Origin of the sequence: Flavobacterium cryoconiti (assembly GCF_048158645.1) — a bacterium.
Classification (GTDB): domain Bacteria; phylum Bacteroidota; class Bacteroidia; order Flavobacteriales; family Flavobacteriaceae; genus Flavobacterium; species Flavobacterium cryoconiti.
Window position 1 is genome coordinate 1 of record NZ_JBLNKW010000016.1, and the last position, 16,617, is coordinate 16,617.

Here is a 16,617-nt window from a genome sequence, read left to right on the forward strand (position 1 = left end):
GGGGTGCAAATGTAGTAAGCGTTTTCTAATCTCACAAGCTTTTCTGAATCTTTTTTAGAAAATAAATTTTCTTGTTTAATTCGTTTTACTTGCCAGTTTGTTAAAGAACGTCTGCGTTGTTGCGGGTGCAAAAGTAGTCCATTTATCCGCTTTTACAAGCTTTTTTAAACTCTTTTTTTGATGTTTTCTTAAACTAAACTTTAAATCCCTGAAAACATGACTCTTGAAACCAAAGTTTTTTCCTCTCCCCAGCCCTCTCCGAAAGAGAGGGTGACGAAATAGATAGGATTAGTAGCTATTATTATATATAGGGACTCGAAATCATAATATTCTAAGTAGAAATTTTCCTCCTATATAAGAAAACACTATACCTATTGTTGATGAAGATTTCTACTTCGGAGAAATAACAAACTCGATTGGAACGCTACCCGCGTTAGGGATAGAAGCGAAAAGCCCACAGAAAAATGCAATGAAATGGAATTTTTCGAGGACTTGCAGCGGATAGCCCGACCCATTATAAAAAAAAGAGGCAACTACCAATAATGATAATTGCCTCTTTTTTCATAATGAGGAACGCCCAAATGATATTATTATTTCAATTTTTCTGCTTTGGATTCCCAAGAGGTGGTGAGATTATCATAATCAACTGGATTTGCCGGATTCTGATTTTGTAATCTTCCAGATTCAAAAGCTCGAACCAATATTGTTTCTATTAAAAAATCCTCATTATTATCATAAGGGGCATATTTTGTTTTTAAGTTAATATCAAACATACTTGCCGCTGTATTTGACCAAAAAGCTTTCCAACCACTTTTTAGATCTTTGATTAACTCATAAGTTGTAGTTCCTGTTTGGCGATGAATTAACTTCACCAGGATTTGTCCTTGTTTGCGGGATAATTTTTTAAGCTTTGTTTCAAATTCATTACTAAGGTAATCTTCGACAATCTTAAAGTATTTTTTTTTCTCTCTACCTGTTTTAAGATTAGCCATACCTCTATTTAGTACTGTCAATCTTTCGGCTGCGAGTTTTGCATACGGATATGTCTTGTATACACGGTTTTGAAGAATTAAAAATTGCTTTTTTGCTTCAGGGTCGAGTTTTTCTTTATGAATAACTATTTCCGGTAATTGTATGGTATCATTAAGTATAGAATCGTTTTCCATCAATACATAACCCATCTTGGAGGTATCCTTTGGAGTTACTTGAGCATTAACAGATATAGTTGTAAAAAGAAAAAATAAGAAAAGCGTAACGATCTTCATTAGTTGAAAAATTTAATTGCCAAAATTATACATTATATATACAACTGTGATGCCAAATTTATAATTTAGCAAAAAAATAATTTTATGAGTACAAAATCAATATTAAATAAGTCATCGCTTGAATTTTTAGAAAACTACCTTAATAATGCGTCACCAACAGGTTATGAAAGTAATGGACAGAAATTATGGATGGATTATTTGAAACCTTATGTTGATACTTTTATAACGGATACGTATGGTACTGCTGTAGGGATTATAAATCCAGATGCGCAATATAAGGTAGTAATCGAGGGACATGCTGACGAAATTTCTTGGTATGTAAATTACATTACTGATGATGGACTAATCTATGTAATTAGAAATGGTGGTTCTGATCACCAAATTGCACCTTCAAAACGTGTCAACATTCATACTAAAAACGGAATTGTAAAAGGTGTTTTTGGCTGGCCAGCAATTCATACTCGTAATCGAGGAAAAGAAGAAGTCGCTAAAGTTGATAATTTATTTATAGACATTGGTTGCGAGACTAAAGATCAAGTTGATAAAATGGGTGTTCATGTAGGTTGTGTAATAACCTATCCGGATGAATTCATGATTTTGAACGAAAACAAATTTGTTTGTCGCGCTATTGACAACCGTATGGGTGGTTTTATGATTGCCGAAGTGGCTCGCTTGTTACATGAAAACAAAATAAAACTTCCTTTTGGATTATACATCACTAATTCTGTTCAGGAAGAAGTAGGTCTTCGCGGCGCTGAAATGATTACCAAAACAATCAAACCTAATGTAGCAATTGTTACTGATGTTTGCCACGACTCCACTACTCCAATGATCGAAAAGAAAATTGAGGGAGATACTAAAATAGGTAAAGGCCCTGTAGTAACTTATGCTCCTGCTGTTCAGAATAATTTGAGAGAATTGATTTTGGAAACCGCTTTTGCAAAAGAAATCCCATTCCAACGATTGGCTTCTTCACGGGTTACGGGAACTGACACCGATGCTTTTGCTTATAGTAATGGAGGTGTTGCCTCAGCATTGATATCATTGCCGTTGCGTTACATGCATACAACGGTTGAAATGGTTCATCGTGATGATGTTGAAAACGTGATTAAATTGATATATGAAACGTTGCTAAAGTTAGAAAACGAAGAAACGTTTTCTTATTTCAAATAAAAACTGTTTAAACGTTAATTTGGTTATTCGTTTAACCGATTTAAGCGAATAACCGAATTAACAAATAAACAATTCCATGAAAATCCTAATACTCGAAGACGATTTTACTTTATCGAAAGAAATTGTAACTTTTTTTACTTCAAAATCTTTTCAATGCACTCCTTATTACGATGGGTTGTTACTTATTAAAAAGTATAAACCCAATGATTATGATTTAATCATTCTTGATATTAACGTTCCTGGCAAAAACGGAATCGAAGTTTGTAAAGCCATTCGAGAATTAGACAAAAAGACCCCAATCATAATGTTAACCGCATTTAGCGAAATTGAAGATAAATTAACTTCATTCGAAAATGGTGCTGACGATTACTTGGTAAAACCATTTCATTTTGATGAATTATTTGCCAGAGTAAATTCGCTTTTACGCAGAAAAGAAACTCCTCAACAGGCTAAAGAAAAAATTATCATTGAGGATTTAGAAATTTTAGAAACTGAAATGAAGGTTTTTCGATCCAGTTTAGAAATCAAATTAACTCCAAAAGAGTTCAAACTTATCTTAATGCTTGCTCAAGCAAATGGAAACGTACTTTCAAAACAATTTATTGCTGATAAACTTTGGGACTATCACATCGAAACCAACCAAAATACAATAGAAGTTTATATTAACTTTTTGAGAAGAAAAATTGACAAAGACCATACAGTAAAACTAATTCATACTAAAATTGGGTATGGTTACTATTTAAAAGAATCTGAATGACATTAAAAAATCGAATATCGCTATTAGTAAGTTTACTATTTACAGTCTTGTTTGGCTTAGCTTCTACTTTGATATTTATTTTATATGCCAACTTTAGAAAAGAAGAATTTCGGGATCGCCTTGAAATAAAAGCATTATCCAACATTAAACTTTTAGTAAATGTCAAGGAAGTCGACAGTCAGTTATTGAAAATAATTGATCAAAATTCGATTAATCAATTGTACGACGAAAAAACATTGATTTTTGATTCTAACTACAAATTAATATACAGTAGCATTGATGATGCTAAAATTAATTGGTCAGTAGCTGATTTAAAATACTTAAAAAAGCACAAAACTTTTTTTAAACAACAAGGAGACTATGAAGTTTATGGTGTTTTTTATGATACTAATGACAAAGACTTTTATGCATTAATTTCGGCAACCGATAATTATGGTAAACGAAAACTTTTATACTTGAGGTATCTCTTAATTATATCCTATATCTTTTTTACTGCCTTATGCTGGATAATGACCTCCTTTACCGTAAAAAAAGCAATGAAACCTTTAGGGGCTTTTCATCAAAAAATAAAAAAAATTAATGAAAACAATCTTGATACGAGAGTTCCGTTAAAAAGCAATAAAAATGAAATCGATTTGATTGCTACTGAATTCAATTTTATGATGGATCGAATTGAAGTTTCCTATCAAAAACAAAAAGAATTTACCGCTCATGCTTCACATGAATTACGAACCCCATTATCCAGAATCACTTCACAAATAGAAAATAAAATTACTGGAAATGAAATCGATTCTAGTTCAAAAAACTTCTTAAATACCGTTCTTACTGATGTCAATCAATTAACAGAATTGATTCATTCTTTATTGATTTTATCCAAATTAGATAACACAAAGTATGAAAATAAAGAAGCCCATAGACTGGATGAAATTCTATTTACAGCTATTGAAAAATTAAATAAAAGCTTTCCTGATTTTGTCATTCTTTTCGAAATTGAAGAAAATGAAAATTTAGATGCTGCATTAGAAATTCGTGGAAACTATAAATTATTAGAAATTGCGATTAGTAATATTCTGAAGAATGCCTGTGTTTACTCAGACAATAAACAAGCAAAAGTTAAAATTAGTTGTGAAGGCCAAAACCTAATTATTGCTGTTTCAAATACTGGAAAAACATTAGATGAAAAAGAGCAAGAAAATCTCTTTCAGCCTTTTATGCGTGGTAAAAACTCTGATGGAACTTCAGGTTTTGGACTTGGATTACGCATTGTACAACGCATTCTTACGCTTCATAAAGCAACAATTGTTTACAGCGTTCCTGATAAAAACACTAATTTATTCCAACTGATATTTAATTTTTAAGGGCTTTTTAAGGACAATATTAAGGCGTCTTAAAGCCGGTTGATAGCATCTTTGTATCAAATAAAAGATACAATGAAAAAATTATTTGGATTATTACTGCTGTTATTTATCAATCAGATTGTTGTAGCTCAAAAAACAGTTACACTCCAAGAATGTGAAAGTCAGTTCTTGAAAAACAATCTTTTCCTGCTTGCTTCACACTACAATATTGATGCTTCTAAAGCACTTACTATTCAAGCACGGATTTGGGATAACCCTACATTAACTGCTGATTTGAATGCTTACAATCCTGAAAGAGGAAAGTATTTCGACATTGGAACACAAGGTGCTAAGTCATTTGGTATCGAGCAACTCATTTATCTTGGTGGGAAAAAGCGAAACGAAGTTAAATTGGCCCAAACCAATGAACAATTAGCAGAACTGGAATTCAATGATTTGTTGCGAACATTGAAATTGCAATTGCGCAAAAGTTTCTATACTGTATATTTCAATTCCAAAAATCTTGAAACTACAGACAAGCAACTTTCTCATATTGAAGATTTGATTAATTCATACTCCGTTCAAGCTAAAAAAGGAAATGTGCCTTTGAAAGATTTGGTGCGTTTACAATCATTATTCCTGAATTTCAAAAATGAAAGAATGGAAGTCGTTAATAATAGCATCGAAGAACAAGCTAATTTGAAATTATTATTAAACGAAAATCAAACTGTTATTCCGACATTGACTGATTCTGATTTTAATAAATACACAAAAGAAATCCTTTTTGATGCCAAATCATTCGAAACCGAAGCTATTGCAAATCGTCCTGATTATCTACTGAAACAAAAAGATATTGAAGCAAATGAATTGAATGTGAAACTTCAAAAATCACTTTCTATCCCAGATTTGACATTAGGTGCTTCTTATACACAACGCGGAGGAGCTTTTGATAATCAAAAAAATATAAATATTGGAATCCCTTTACCGCTTTGGAACAAAAACAAGGGAAATATACAATTTGCCAAAACTATTTTGGAGCAATCCAAAATAGAAAAGCAAAGTTTTGATTTGGAACTACAAACTGAAATCGCTTCAAATTGGAATAAATGGAATGAATCCAGAAAAAATTACAAGCAAATAAACCCTTCTGAAAATTCTGATTTTGAAATGGTTTACAATGGTATTTTAGAAAATTTCCAAAAAAGAAACATCAGTTTACTTGAGTTTACTGATTTTATGGAAAGTTACAATCAGGCTGCCGTTCAATTAAACGAATTAAAGAAAAAAGTAGTGCTCTCAGGTGAAGAATTAAACAGCACTATTAACAAAGATTTATTTTAATCGCTTCTGCCACATATCAAAATAAGAATGCTAATACTAAAAAATATAAAATTATTCGAATATGAAAAATAAAGTAATAATAGGAATCGCATTATTTGCATTAGCATTAACAAGCTGCAAGAAGGCGGTAGAAAATCCGGAAACCAAAACCACTTTTGTATTGAGCGACAACATGCTAAAAACAACAACGACAGCTTCTGCAATAACAGAACCCGTTAAAAATGAATTGAGTTTTTACGGAAAAATAACTGCTGATAATAATAAATCAATAGATGTATATCCGCTTGTAGGTGGAAATGTGGTTAAAGTAAATGTAGAATTAGGTGATTATGTAAAGAAAGGGCAAGTGTTGGCAATAATAAAAAGTACAGATATTGCTGATTTTGAAAAGCAAATGGTCGATGCCAAAAGTGATCTATTGGTTGCCAAAAACAATCTTAAAGTATCCCAAGAATTATTTGACGGAAAATTAAATTCAGAAAGAGATGTTCTTGAAGCCAAAAGTCAAGTTGCTAAAGCAGTTTCACAGTTAAATCGCGTTCAAGAAACCTATAAAATATACAACATAAAATCAGGTTCACTTTATGAGGTAACGGCTCCAATTAGTGGTTTTATTATCCAAAAAAGTATTAATCAAGACATGCTTTTAAGAAATGACCGTTCTGAAAATATTTTTGACATTGCCGAAATCAGTGAAGTTTGGGCTATGGCCAATGTAAACGAAAGTGATATCGAAAAAGTAAAACTGGGAGAAGATGCTGAAATAACAACTTTAAGTTATCCTGACAAAGTGTTTAAAGGAAAAGTAGATAAAATTTTCAATGTAATTGATCCCAATACCAAAGCGATGAATGCTAGAGTAAAACTGCAAAACAAAGATTTTCTTTTGAAACCAGATATGAATGCAAGCATCAAATTATCATTTAATGAAAATGAATCAATGATTGCTGTTCCCAGTACTGCCATAATATTTGATAAAAGTAAAAATTTCGTGATGATTTTCAAAGATCGAAATAACATTGAAACCAGACAAGTGGAAGTCTTTAGACAAGTGGGCGAAACAACCTATATTTCTAGTGGATTGAAAGAAAACGAAAAAGTCATTACTAAGAATCAATTATTTATTTACGATGCATTAAACGATTAAAACATGAACAAATTCATTAAAAATATCATTGCTTTTTCGATTAAGAATAAAGCATTTACCTTCTTTTGGGTAGGATTATTGGCTGTTTCTGGCTTTATTGCTTTCAAGAATATGCCCATTGAAGCGTTTCCCGATGTAACCAACACACAAATTATAATTGTGAATCAATGGAACGGGAAAAGTGCTGAAGAAATTGAGCGATTCGTAACCTCACCAATTGAGATTTCTATGAACTCCGTACAGAAAAAAACTAGTGTTCGCAGTATCACGATGTTTGGTTTATCTGTAATTAAAATTATTTTTGATGATGGTGTTGATGATGCTTTTGCACGCCAACAAGTGAATAATTTATTAAAAAACGTATCGCTTCCGGATGGTGTAGATGTAGATGTGCAACCGCCTTACGGTCCTACAGGAGAAATTTTCAGGTATGTTCTTAAAAGTAAAAACAGGGATTCCCGTGATTTATTGACCATTCAGAGTTGGACAATCGACCGTCAATTAAGAGCTATTCCTGGAGTTGCTGATTTAGTGGCTTTTGGAGGACAACAAAAAACATATGAAGTGGGTGTTGATCCAATTAAACTAGCCAAATACAACATTACGCCACTACAGGTTTATGATGCAGTAAGTGCAAGTAACCTGAATGTTGGTGGTGACGTAATCGAGAAAAATGGTCAAGCTTTTGTGGTTCGTGGTGTTGGTTTATTAAAATCAATTGCTGATATAGAAAACATAATTGTTGACGATGCCAATGGAAATCCAATTTTAGTAAAAAATCTTGCCAATGTTACCGAAAGTTCCATGCCAAGAGTGGGTCAAGTAGGGTTAAACGGGAATGACGATGTAGTGGAAGGAATTGTTGTGATGCGAAAAGGTGAAAATGCAAAAGAAGTTTTAGCATTAGTAAAAGCCAAAATAGATGAACTGAACAATAGTATTTTGCCAAAAGACGTAAAAATGGAAACCTTTTACGATCGCGATAAATTGATGAATTTCACGACTGATACCGTTATGCACAATTTACTGGAAGGAATCATTCTGGTAACCTGTATTGTGTTTCTTTTTATGGCCGATTGGCGTACTACATTTACGGTTTCTATCGTAATTCCATTATCGCTGCTTTTTGCATTTTTATGTTTGAAATTAATGGGAATGAGTGCCAATTTACTAAGCCTTGGTGCTGTCGATTTCGGGATTATTATAGATGGTGCCGTCGTCATGGTCGAAGGATTATTTGTAGTTTTAGATCACAAAGCACACGCCGTTGGAATGGATAAGTTTAATAAATTAGCCAAAGGTAGCATCATCAAAAAAACAGGAACAGAAATGGGTAAATCTATTTTCTTTTCTAAACTGATTATTATCACGGCTTTATTACCCATATTTTCTTTTCAAAAAGTAGAAGGTAAAATGTTCTCGCCTTTGGCATATACATTAGGTTTTGCATTAGTTGGGGCTTTACTTTTTACATTGACATTAGTTCCTGTGCTTTCGCATTTGTTATTAAACAAAAATGTAAGAGAAAAAAACAATCCGTTTGTAAATTTTTGGGACCGAATTGTAGAAAGAGGATTTAAGTTTACTTTTAAAAATAAAGTAAAAGCACTTACCAGCACTATTGTTTTTATCGTAATTGTGTTTTTCTCAGCCACATTTCTAGGAACTGAATTTTTACCGCAGTTAAATGAAGGAGCACTTTGGGTAGAAGCAAAACTACCAATGAGTACCAGTTTGACTGAAACTGTAAAGACTACAGCGGTTTTAAGAAAAGAATTACAAAGTTTTCCTGAAGTAAATGGAGTTCTTTCGCAAGTGGGTCGTAGTAATGATGGTACGGATCCAAGTGGTTTTTATTACGTGCAAATGCAAGTAAACTTAAAACCAAAAGAAGAATGGAAACGTAAAATTACAATGGATGGTTTGGTAGATGAGATGGATAAAAAACTGACCAAACACCAAGGAATTGGGTATAACTATTCCCAACCAATTATTGATAATGTTGCCGAAGCTGTTGCTGGTATTAATGCTTCCAACGCGGTGAAAATATATGGCGATGATTTGGATAAACTAGATGAACTAGCCAATAAAGTACTTGCTAAAATCAAGGATGTTCCAGGAATCAGAGATGTAGGTATTCTTAGAAATATAGGACAACCAGAAATAAGTGTTATTCTGGACAGAGAAAAAATGGCTGCATACGGAGTAACATTAAAAGATGCTCAAGCCGTTTTAGAATTAGCTTTTGGAGGAAAAACTGCAACTGAAAAATATGAAGGCGAAAAGAAATTTGATGTCAGAGTTCGCTACGCAAAAGAATATCGTAAAGATGAGAAAGATATTTCAGAGTTGAAAGTGCCAACTATAAGCGGAGCAAAAATACCATTAAAAGAAATCTCTGATGTAAAAACAATTACGGGTCCGGCTTTTATTTACAGAGACAATACCAAACGATTTATTGGTGTAAAATTCTCCGTTAGAGATCGAGATTTAGGAAGCACCATCGCAGATGCACAATCAAGAGTTGCCAAACTAAAAATGCCTACAGGTTACACTGTGGGGTGGACCGGTGAATTTGAAAACCAGGTTCGTGCCAGTGCCAGATTAAGTCAAGTAGTTCCAATAAGTCTAATAGGTATCTTTCTTTTACTCTTTATTTTATTCGGAAATATAAAAGATTCATTGTTGGTTTTGTCTAATGTTCCGTTCGCTATTATCGGAGGAATTATTGCGCTGCATATAACAGGAATGAACTTCGGCATATCGGCAGGAGTTGGATTTATTGCCCTACTTGGTATTTGCATTCAAAACGGGGTTATTCTTTTAACAGAATTTCACAATAATTTAAAAGCCAAGTTTACGCTTGAAGAATCCATTTTTATGGGTGTAAAAGCCAGAACAAGAGCTGTTGTTATGACTGCACTGATGGCTTCGATTGGTTTGATGCCAGCCGCAGTTTCTTCAGGAATTGGTTCCGAGTCACAAAAACCGTTAGCAATTGTGATTATAGGAGGATTGGTTACTGCAACCGTACTTACCTTATTGGTATTCCCAGTTATTTTCTGGGTTTTTAATAGAAAAAAGCATGCACCTATTGAATAGAAAAATAGTTTTATATTGTTAATTGTTGGGTTAAAAAGAAGAGCATCATTATAATTTTATAATGGTGCTTTTTGGTTTATAGTAAAATTTTAAATTGAATTTTCACTTTATAAGTCAACCGCAAACTTAAATTTATAATTTAGCAAAGAATGGTTCTAAAATCCTAATCCATATTTATGCAAAAGCAAATGAAGAATATCTATCTAATGTTAATTATATTTTTTACAACCTTTCTTTGGTCAATTATCAATCCAAAAGAAAACTTCACCTGTTTTCTTGAAATTATACCCGCATTAATAGGAGTTTCCGTTTTAGCTCTCACATTTAAGAAATTCAGATTTACCAATTTTACTTATTTTTTGATTTTAATTCACTCTATTATTTTATTTATTGGAGGTCATTATACCTATGCCGAAGTTCCTTTATTTGATTACATCAAAGAAATTTTCCATCAATCAAGAAATAATTATGATAAAGTGGGACATTTTGCTCAAGGCTTAGTTCCTGCAATGATTATACGCGAATTGTTTATTCGAAAAAAGGTAATTAGCAATCAAAGCTTTTTCAATTTCATTATTGTTTCTATTTGTTTGGCTATTAGTGCTGCTTACGAATGGATAGAATGGGGTGTTTCGCTTGGAACTGGAGAAGGTGGAGATGCATTTTTAGGAACTCAAGGCTATATTTGGGATACACAATCAGATATGTTGTTTGCTACAATTGGAGCCATCATTGGTTTGATTCTGTTTTCAAAAATTCAGGATAAACAACTTCAAATGTTTTAATTATTTCTTTATAAAAGCAAAAAAGCATCATCGTAAATCACAATGATGCTTTCTTTTTAATTCTAAATAAATCCTAAAGACTTGCTATAGCTTTTGATTCTGATAATTTCAAAAACACTACAGATTCTTTTGCATTAGATATTTGGGCATACTTTAATGCACTAACACCAATCTCATTTTTTTCTTTTAGATGTGCTCCATTGGCTAATAATAATTTGATGATTTCAACTTTATTATACCTTGCAGCTATCATTAATGGAGTTAATCCATTTGATTTTTCGTTAACATCAATACCGTATACGATTAATTTTTTTACAAGGTCAATTTCTCCTTTGTAGATTGCCATACACAAGGGAGTTACACCTTCATAAATGGAATGATTGATTTCTTTTTGAGCAAAAGAATTGTGATTTGATGCATGAGAAACAGTTGAGAATGTTACTAAAGCAATTCCTAGGTAAACGATTGATTTTTTCATGATGATTGTTTTTTTTGTTAATTGATTGATTTTTTTGATGATTTTAATTTTGAACTAATGTTCTATGCAAATATACATCTAAAGAAAGGTATCTTGTTTTGCAAGGTACTTAATTTTAACAAAATATTAACTTTTTTAAATATTATTAAAATCATAACAAACTATTATACAGACGATTGTACATAAAATCGTATAATGGTATTTACTTTTGAAAAATCCCATAAATTAGATAATTAATCAGAAAACAACTTTATGCTTTAATAAAAAGCATATAATTCAAACTATAATTATTCCTTTTTTAGTATTTTTACTTAAACAATTCTTAAAATGCAATCAAAGGCAATAAATGTTAAGGAGTATTTAGAAGAAATTCCCGAGGAAAGAAAACAAGCATTTCTCAAACTTAGACAAACTATAGTTACTACTATTCCTAAAGGATTTGTAGAACAAATGTCTTATGGGATGATTGGTTATATTGTACCACATTCTATTTATCCAAATGGATATCATTGCGATTCTAAACTACCGTTACCTTTTGTAAACATTGCCTCCCAAAAGAATTTCATTGCGATATATCATATGGGAATTTATGCTAATCCTAAATTATTACAATGGTTAATCTCGGAATATCCAAAATACAGTAATCAAAAATTGGATATAGGGAAAAGTTGCATTCGATTTAAAAAGTTTAACCATATTCCTTTTGATTTAATTGCAGAACTTATGCAAAAAATGTCTGTAGCTGACTGGATCAATTGTTACGAGTCACAAATTAAAAAGTCAAAATAATTATTAACCTTAATCTTTAAAGCTATGAACATTATCAAAAAAATTGTTTTAGGATTATTAGCAATTATTGCTCTGGCATTAATTGTTGCTTTATTCCTGCCCAAAAACTATGCTGTAGAACGGGAAATCACTATAAACCAACCCAAAGACAGTGTTTTCAATTATATTAAATACGTTAAAAATCAAGATAATTTTAGCGTTTGGAATAGAAAAGATCCAAAAATGATTAAAACATTTTCAGGAACTGACGGCACGATAGGATTTGTATATTCATGGAATAGCCAGGATAAAAACGTGGGTGTTGGGGAACAGGAAATTAAAAAAATCATTGAAGGAGAACGAATCGATTTTGAAATACGTTTTAAAGTTCCTTTCGAATCAACTGATAATGCTTATATAATAACGGAAGCCATTTCGCCAAATCAAACTAAAGTAAAATGGGGGTTTGATGGAAAAATGCCTTATCCAATGAATTTAATGTTAGCATTTATGAATATGGATAAAATCCTGGGGAAAGATTTGCAAGATGGATTGAATAATCTAAAAGTTGTTTTAGAAAAAAAATAAATGCCTTACTACTAAAAACAAAAAACCGCAATTCCAATTCAGAATTACGGTTTTCTATTTTTGTTAAAAGCCTCTCTTATCTATTTGCTAAATAAGTCAAAACATTTTTGTTTATTCTTTCATCAATATTTGAAATATCAGCTTTTACAAATTTTTCGCCTAGAATATTCTCGTACAATTCGATGTATCTTTCCGAGACAGTTTCAATATATTCGTCTGTCATCTCAGGAATTTGTTGTCCTTCCAATCCTTGAAAACCATTTTCAATTAACCAACGACGAACAAACTCTTTCGATAATTGTTTTTGTTCCTCACCTTTATCTTGTCTTTCCTGATATCCTTCAGCATAAAAATAACGAGACGAATCCGGTGTATGGATTTCATCAATCAAAACAATTACTCCCTCTTTGGTTTTACCAAATTCATATTTGGTATCAACCAAAATCAATCCGCGACTGGCAGCAATTTCAGTTCCTCTTTGAAATAATGCTCTGGTATATTTTTCTAAAACCAAATAATCTTCCTCAGAAACAATTTCTTTAGAAAGAATATCGGCTCTTGAAATATCAGCATCATGTTCTCCATTATCTGCTTTGGTAGTTGGTGTAATAATTGGTTCTGGAAACTTATCGTTTTCTTTTAAACCTTCCGCCATTTTAACACCACAAATTTCTCTTTTGCCAAGAGCATATTCACGCGCAGCATGACCTGAAACATAACCCCGTATTACCATTTCAACTTTAAAAGGATCACATAAATGCCCAACAGCTACATTAGGATCAGGAGTTGCAATTAACCAATTAGGTACTATATCTTGGGTCAATTCCATGAATTTAGTAGCTATTTGATTTAGAATCTGACCTTTATATGGAATCCCTTTTGGTAAAACTACATCAAAAGCTGAAAGCCTATCCGTGGCAACCATTACTAAAAGATCATCATTTATATTGTAAACTTCTCTTACTTTACCTCTGTAAACAGATTTCTGATTTGGAAAATTAAAATTAGTAGTTGTGATGGTGTTGCTCATTATTATAGTGTTGTGTTGTGTTGTTTTTTATGTAGCTGCAAATTTATGATTATTTTGCAAAGAAAAGCAAAGAATCCTTTATTCTCAAAGTATAAATAAATAGTGCTTTAAAATAAATTCTAAAAATTCAAAATAAAGAAAATTTACGGCTCACACCTACTCTATTTTCGAAGTATGTTTTTTTAATAATTCTTTGGATAGGTATTTAGCAACACCCTCATTATCATTAGTTAAAATCACTTCTAAATGTGAAAGTTTATCTTTCAAACTCTCAGGTGCATTTCCCATGATTAATCCTCTACCGGTTGATTTAAGCATATTTTCATCATTGAATCCATCGCCAAAAGCTATTGCTTCATGGAAAAGCAGATTTTCTTTTTCTAAAATTTTTGCAATGGCAACACTTTTGTCTACTGATTTGTCCATAAATTCCAAACAAAGCGGAAGACTAAAAGCATGACTAAAAAGCGAGGAATGATTTTCTAAGATTTGTTCTCTCAGTTCCAATAATTTTGAATGGGTATCATGCGTAAAAAAGACTTTTATAGCACTTAAATCTTCAACTGTACTAAAATCTACCAATTCCGGATGATAATTTATTTCCGTTTGAAAACTATTTAGTTTTTCATTGTGTTTATTGGTTTGCCAAACATTTTCTCTAAACAAAACGGTTGTAATCTCTGGGTCAATATCTAAAGATAAAACAGACTTAACAGCATCACTTTCCATATTAACCGAGAAAAGAAGTTCTTTTGTTGGGGAATGAATCCTTGCTCCATTAGAGGTAACTAAATAAAGTGGAATTCCTAAACATTCCACAATAGGCATCGCGTCTAAATGGTGACGACCTGTTGCTACAATTATTAAATAATTTTGATTGTGGAGTTCTTGAAAAACGGTTTTGGTATATTCTGAAATTTTGTGATCTGAATTTAATAAGGTTCCGTCTAAATCGCTGATTACGACTTTTATTTTTTCTTGTATCATCTTTCGGTTTTCACTGTCATTTTTAATAATTCCAAATTTATTCAATTTTAGAGAGAAACGCAAAAAAATACATAAAGTTTAGGTTAATCTTTCTTGAAGAATATTTTGAAAAATACATTTAAAATATTTGTTGTATTTTAAATACAACAAATGTAAAATGATTGCTATATTTGTAAAAAAATTAAATTTTATAAATCATGAATGCAAGTCAAAAAGAATTAATAAAAGCAACTGTGCCAATTTTAAAAACAAATGGAAATGATTTGATAACCTATTTTTACCAAAGAATGTTATCAAATAATCCCGAGTTGAAAAACATTTTCAATATGGCAAATCAAGCTAGTGGAAAACAACAAAAAGCTTTGAGTGGAGCTGTTCTTGCTTATGCTGAAAACATAGAAAATCCAACTGTTTTAATCAATACCTTAAAATCAATTGGAAATAAACATGTAAGTTTAAACATTCAACCAGAGCAATATGATATTGTTGGAAATCATTTAATTGGATCGATAAAAGAAGTATTAGGAGATTTAGCAACTATTGAATTAATTGATGCCTGGACCTGTGCTTACAATGAATTAGCTCAAATAATGATTAACATTGAAGCTGAAATGTATCAAAAAACAAACAATAAAAAAGGAGGATGGAAAGGTTGGAGAACCTTTGTAATTTCTAAAATTGTAAAAGAAAGCGACGAAATTAATTCATTTTACCTTAAACCGGAAGACAACAAAGAAATTGCCGATTTCTATCCAGGTCAATATATCTCAGTGAGCACGTTTATTCCTGAATTAGGGCATAAACAGCCTAGACAATATAGCCTGTCTTCTTATTCTAATAATGAATATTATAGAATTTCGGTAAAAAAAGAAATCAGTCAAAATACAACTCCTGACGGTATTGTTTCGAATGCATTGCATAATAAAAAGGAAGGCGATACTATCGAAGTTAGCGCACCGGCAGGTGTTTTCTTTGCTGATCCAGAAGCAAAAAATCCTTTAGTATTGGTTAGTGGCGGCGTTGGACTTACTCCTATGATGAGTATGGTAGAAACCAATAAAAATTCCCTTCAAAAAAATCAAACGGTTTGGATTCACAGTTGTCGCAATGAAAATGTTCATGCGTTTAAGGATACTATCGAGGAATTAAACAACGAAAATGAGTGGTTAACCTCTTTCGTTTTTTATGAAACTTTACCCGAATCAGAAACAAACGCTATCGAAGGAAGAATCGATTTACATCAAATTAAAGAAGAAATCCTTATTGAGGATGCAAAATATTATATTTGCGGACCGGCAATTTTTATAAAAGTTCAATATCAATCATTGGTTGCGCTTGGCGTAAATAGAGAAAATATACTTTATGAAGAATTTGGCCCTCAATTATTAAGCCTTAATTAGCAAATTTTAATATGAAATTGAATCACTTTACCGATTTTAGTATGCGCGTTTTGATGTATTTAAATCAAAAAAAAGATACCACACAAAGTTCTTTGGATGATTTAGCAAATACTTTTAAAATTTCGCGAAACCATCTCATTAAAGTGGTTCAATTTTTATCGGCAAATCAATTAATTCTCACTAAAAGAGGAAAGAATGGAGGAATAATGATTTCTGAGAAAGCAAGAGAAATTCTGTTAGGAGATTTAATTCATCTATTAGAACAAGACGATACGCCTATCATTAATTGCGATTCAAAACCTTGTATCTTTCAACCACACCATTGCAAACTAAAATCGTTATTCAATACCGCTTATCTAACTTTTATTGAAAGTTTAAATCAATATAAACTTTCTGATATCGAATTCAAAAATTGGAGTGCTATGTTTTAATACATATCAAAAAAACAATCCATAAAAA

General features: G+C 31.7%; 15 protein-coding genes. 11 read left to right on the forward strand and 4 right to left on the reverse strand.

The window, feature by feature from the left end:
* Window positions 1-590: 590 nt before the first annotated feature.
* Window positions 591-1,265: a DUF4294 domain-containing protein gene (locus ACM55H_RS17310; RefSeq protein ID WP_416837703.1), complete on the reverse strand. Its 675-nt coding sequence runs from the start codon at window positions 1,263-1,265 to the stop codon at window positions 591-593.
* A gap of 84 nt (window positions 1,266-1,349) precedes the next feature.
* Between ACM55H_RS17310 and ACM55H_RS17315 the strand changes: the two genes are divergently transcribed.
* From ACM55H_RS17315 to ACM55H_RS17345, 7 genes are all read left to right on the forward strand, one after another.
* Window positions 1,350-2,438, forward strand: a complete 1,089-nt coding sequence (locus ACM55H_RS17315; protein ID WP_416837704.1) for a M42 family metallopeptidase — start codon at window positions 1,350-1,352, stop codon at window positions 2,436-2,438.
* A 76-nt stretch (window positions 2,439-2,514) separates the two neighbouring features.
* Complete coding sequence (locus ACM55H_RS17320; RefSeq protein ID WP_416837705.1) at window positions 2,515-3,195, forward strand: response regulator transcription factor; 681 nt, start codon at window positions 2,515-2,517, stop codon at window positions 3,193-3,195.
* Window positions 3,192-4,553: a sensor histidine kinase gene (locus ACM55H_RS17325; protein ID WP_416837706.1), complete on the forward strand. Its 1,362-nt coding sequence runs from the start codon at window positions 3,192-3,194 to the stop codon at window positions 4,551-4,553. Before ACM55H_RS17320 ends, ACM55H_RS17325 begins: the two co-directional genes overlap by 4 nt.
* Window positions 4,554-4,625: 72 nt before the next feature.
* Window positions 4,626-5,873, forward strand: a complete 1,248-nt coding sequence (locus ACM55H_RS17330) for a TolC family protein (protein WP_416837707.1) — start codon at window positions 4,626-4,628, stop codon at window positions 5,871-5,873.
* 61 nt (window positions 5,874-5,934) lie between these two features.
* Window positions 5,935-7,020 (forward strand): efflux RND transporter periplasmic adaptor subunit, encoded by a 1,086-nt coding sequence (locus ACM55H_RS17335; RefSeq protein ID WP_416837708.1) that lies wholly within the window; start codon window positions 5,935-5,937, stop codon window positions 7,018-7,020.
* Between the two features lie 3 nt (window positions 7,021-7,023).
* Window positions 7,024-10,122, forward strand: a complete 3,099-nt coding sequence (locus ACM55H_RS17340) for an efflux RND transporter permease subunit (RefSeq protein ID WP_416837709.1) — start codon at window positions 7,024-7,026, stop codon at window positions 10,120-10,122.
* 206 nt (window positions 10,123-10,328) lie between these two features.
* Window positions 10,329-10,907, forward strand: coding sequence for a DUF2238 domain-containing protein (locus ACM55H_RS17345; RefSeq protein WP_416837710.1), 579 nt, complete (start codon window positions 10,329-10,331; stop codon window positions 10,905-10,907).
* Window positions 10,908-10,980: 73 nt separating this feature from the next.
* Here ACM55H_RS17345 and ACM55H_RS17350 read toward each other — a convergent pair whose 3' ends face one another.
* The gene (locus ACM55H_RS17350) at window positions 10,981-11,385 is read right to left on the reverse strand and encodes an ankyrin repeat domain-containing protein (protein ID WP_416837711.1); all 405 of its coding nucleotides are present in this window, start codon (window positions 11,383-11,385) and stop codon (window positions 10,981-10,983) included.
* A 327-nt stretch (window positions 11,386-11,712) separates the two neighbouring features.
* On the opposite strand from ACM55H_RS17350, the gene ACM55H_RS17355 reads away from it, so the two are divergent.
* On the forward strand, window positions 11,713-12,174 hold the full coding sequence (locus ACM55H_RS17355; protein WP_416837712.1) for a DUF1801 domain-containing protein: 462 nt from the start codon (window positions 11,713-11,715) through the stop codon (window positions 12,172-12,174).
* 24 nt (window positions 12,175-12,198) lie between these two features.
* Window positions 12,199-12,741 (forward strand): SRPBCC family protein, encoded by a 543-nt coding sequence (locus tag ACM55H_RS17360; RefSeq protein ID WP_416837713.1) that lies wholly within the window; start codon window positions 12,199-12,201, stop codon window positions 12,739-12,741.
* Window positions 12,742-12,817: 76 nt separating this feature from the next.
* Here the strand turns inward: ACM55H_RS17360 and ACM55H_RS17365 are convergent, their stop codons facing one another.
* Both ACM55H_RS17365 and ACM55H_RS17370 read right to left on the reverse strand, forming a co-directional pair.
* The gene (locus tag ACM55H_RS17365; protein WP_416837714.1) at window positions 12,818-13,771 is read right to left on the reverse strand and encodes a phosphoribosylaminoimidazolesuccinocarboxamide synthase; all 954 of its coding nucleotides are present in this window, start codon (window positions 13,769-13,771) and stop codon (window positions 12,818-12,820) included.
* A gap of 156 nt (window positions 13,772-13,927) precedes the next feature.
* Complete coding sequence (locus ACM55H_RS17370; protein WP_416837715.1) at window positions 13,928-14,758, reverse strand: Cof-type HAD-IIB family hydrolase; 831 nt, start codon at window positions 14,756-14,758, stop codon at window positions 13,928-13,930.
* A 197-nt stretch (window positions 14,759-14,955) separates the two neighbouring features.
* Between ACM55H_RS17370 and hmpA the strand changes: the two genes are divergently transcribed.
* Both hmpA and ACM55H_RS17380 read left to right on the forward strand, forming a co-directional pair.
* Complete coding sequence (gene hmpA / locus ACM55H_RS17375; RefSeq protein ID WP_416837716.1) at window positions 14,956-16,158, forward strand: NO-inducible flavohemoprotein; 1,203 nt, start codon at window positions 14,956-14,958, stop codon at window positions 16,156-16,158.
* Between the two features lie 11 nt (window positions 16,159-16,169).
* Window positions 16,170-16,589, forward strand: a complete 420-nt coding sequence (locus ACM55H_RS17380) for an Rrf2 family transcriptional regulator (protein WP_416837717.1) — start codon at window positions 16,170-16,172, stop codon at window positions 16,587-16,589.
* Window positions 16,590-16,617 lie beyond the last annotated feature (28 nt).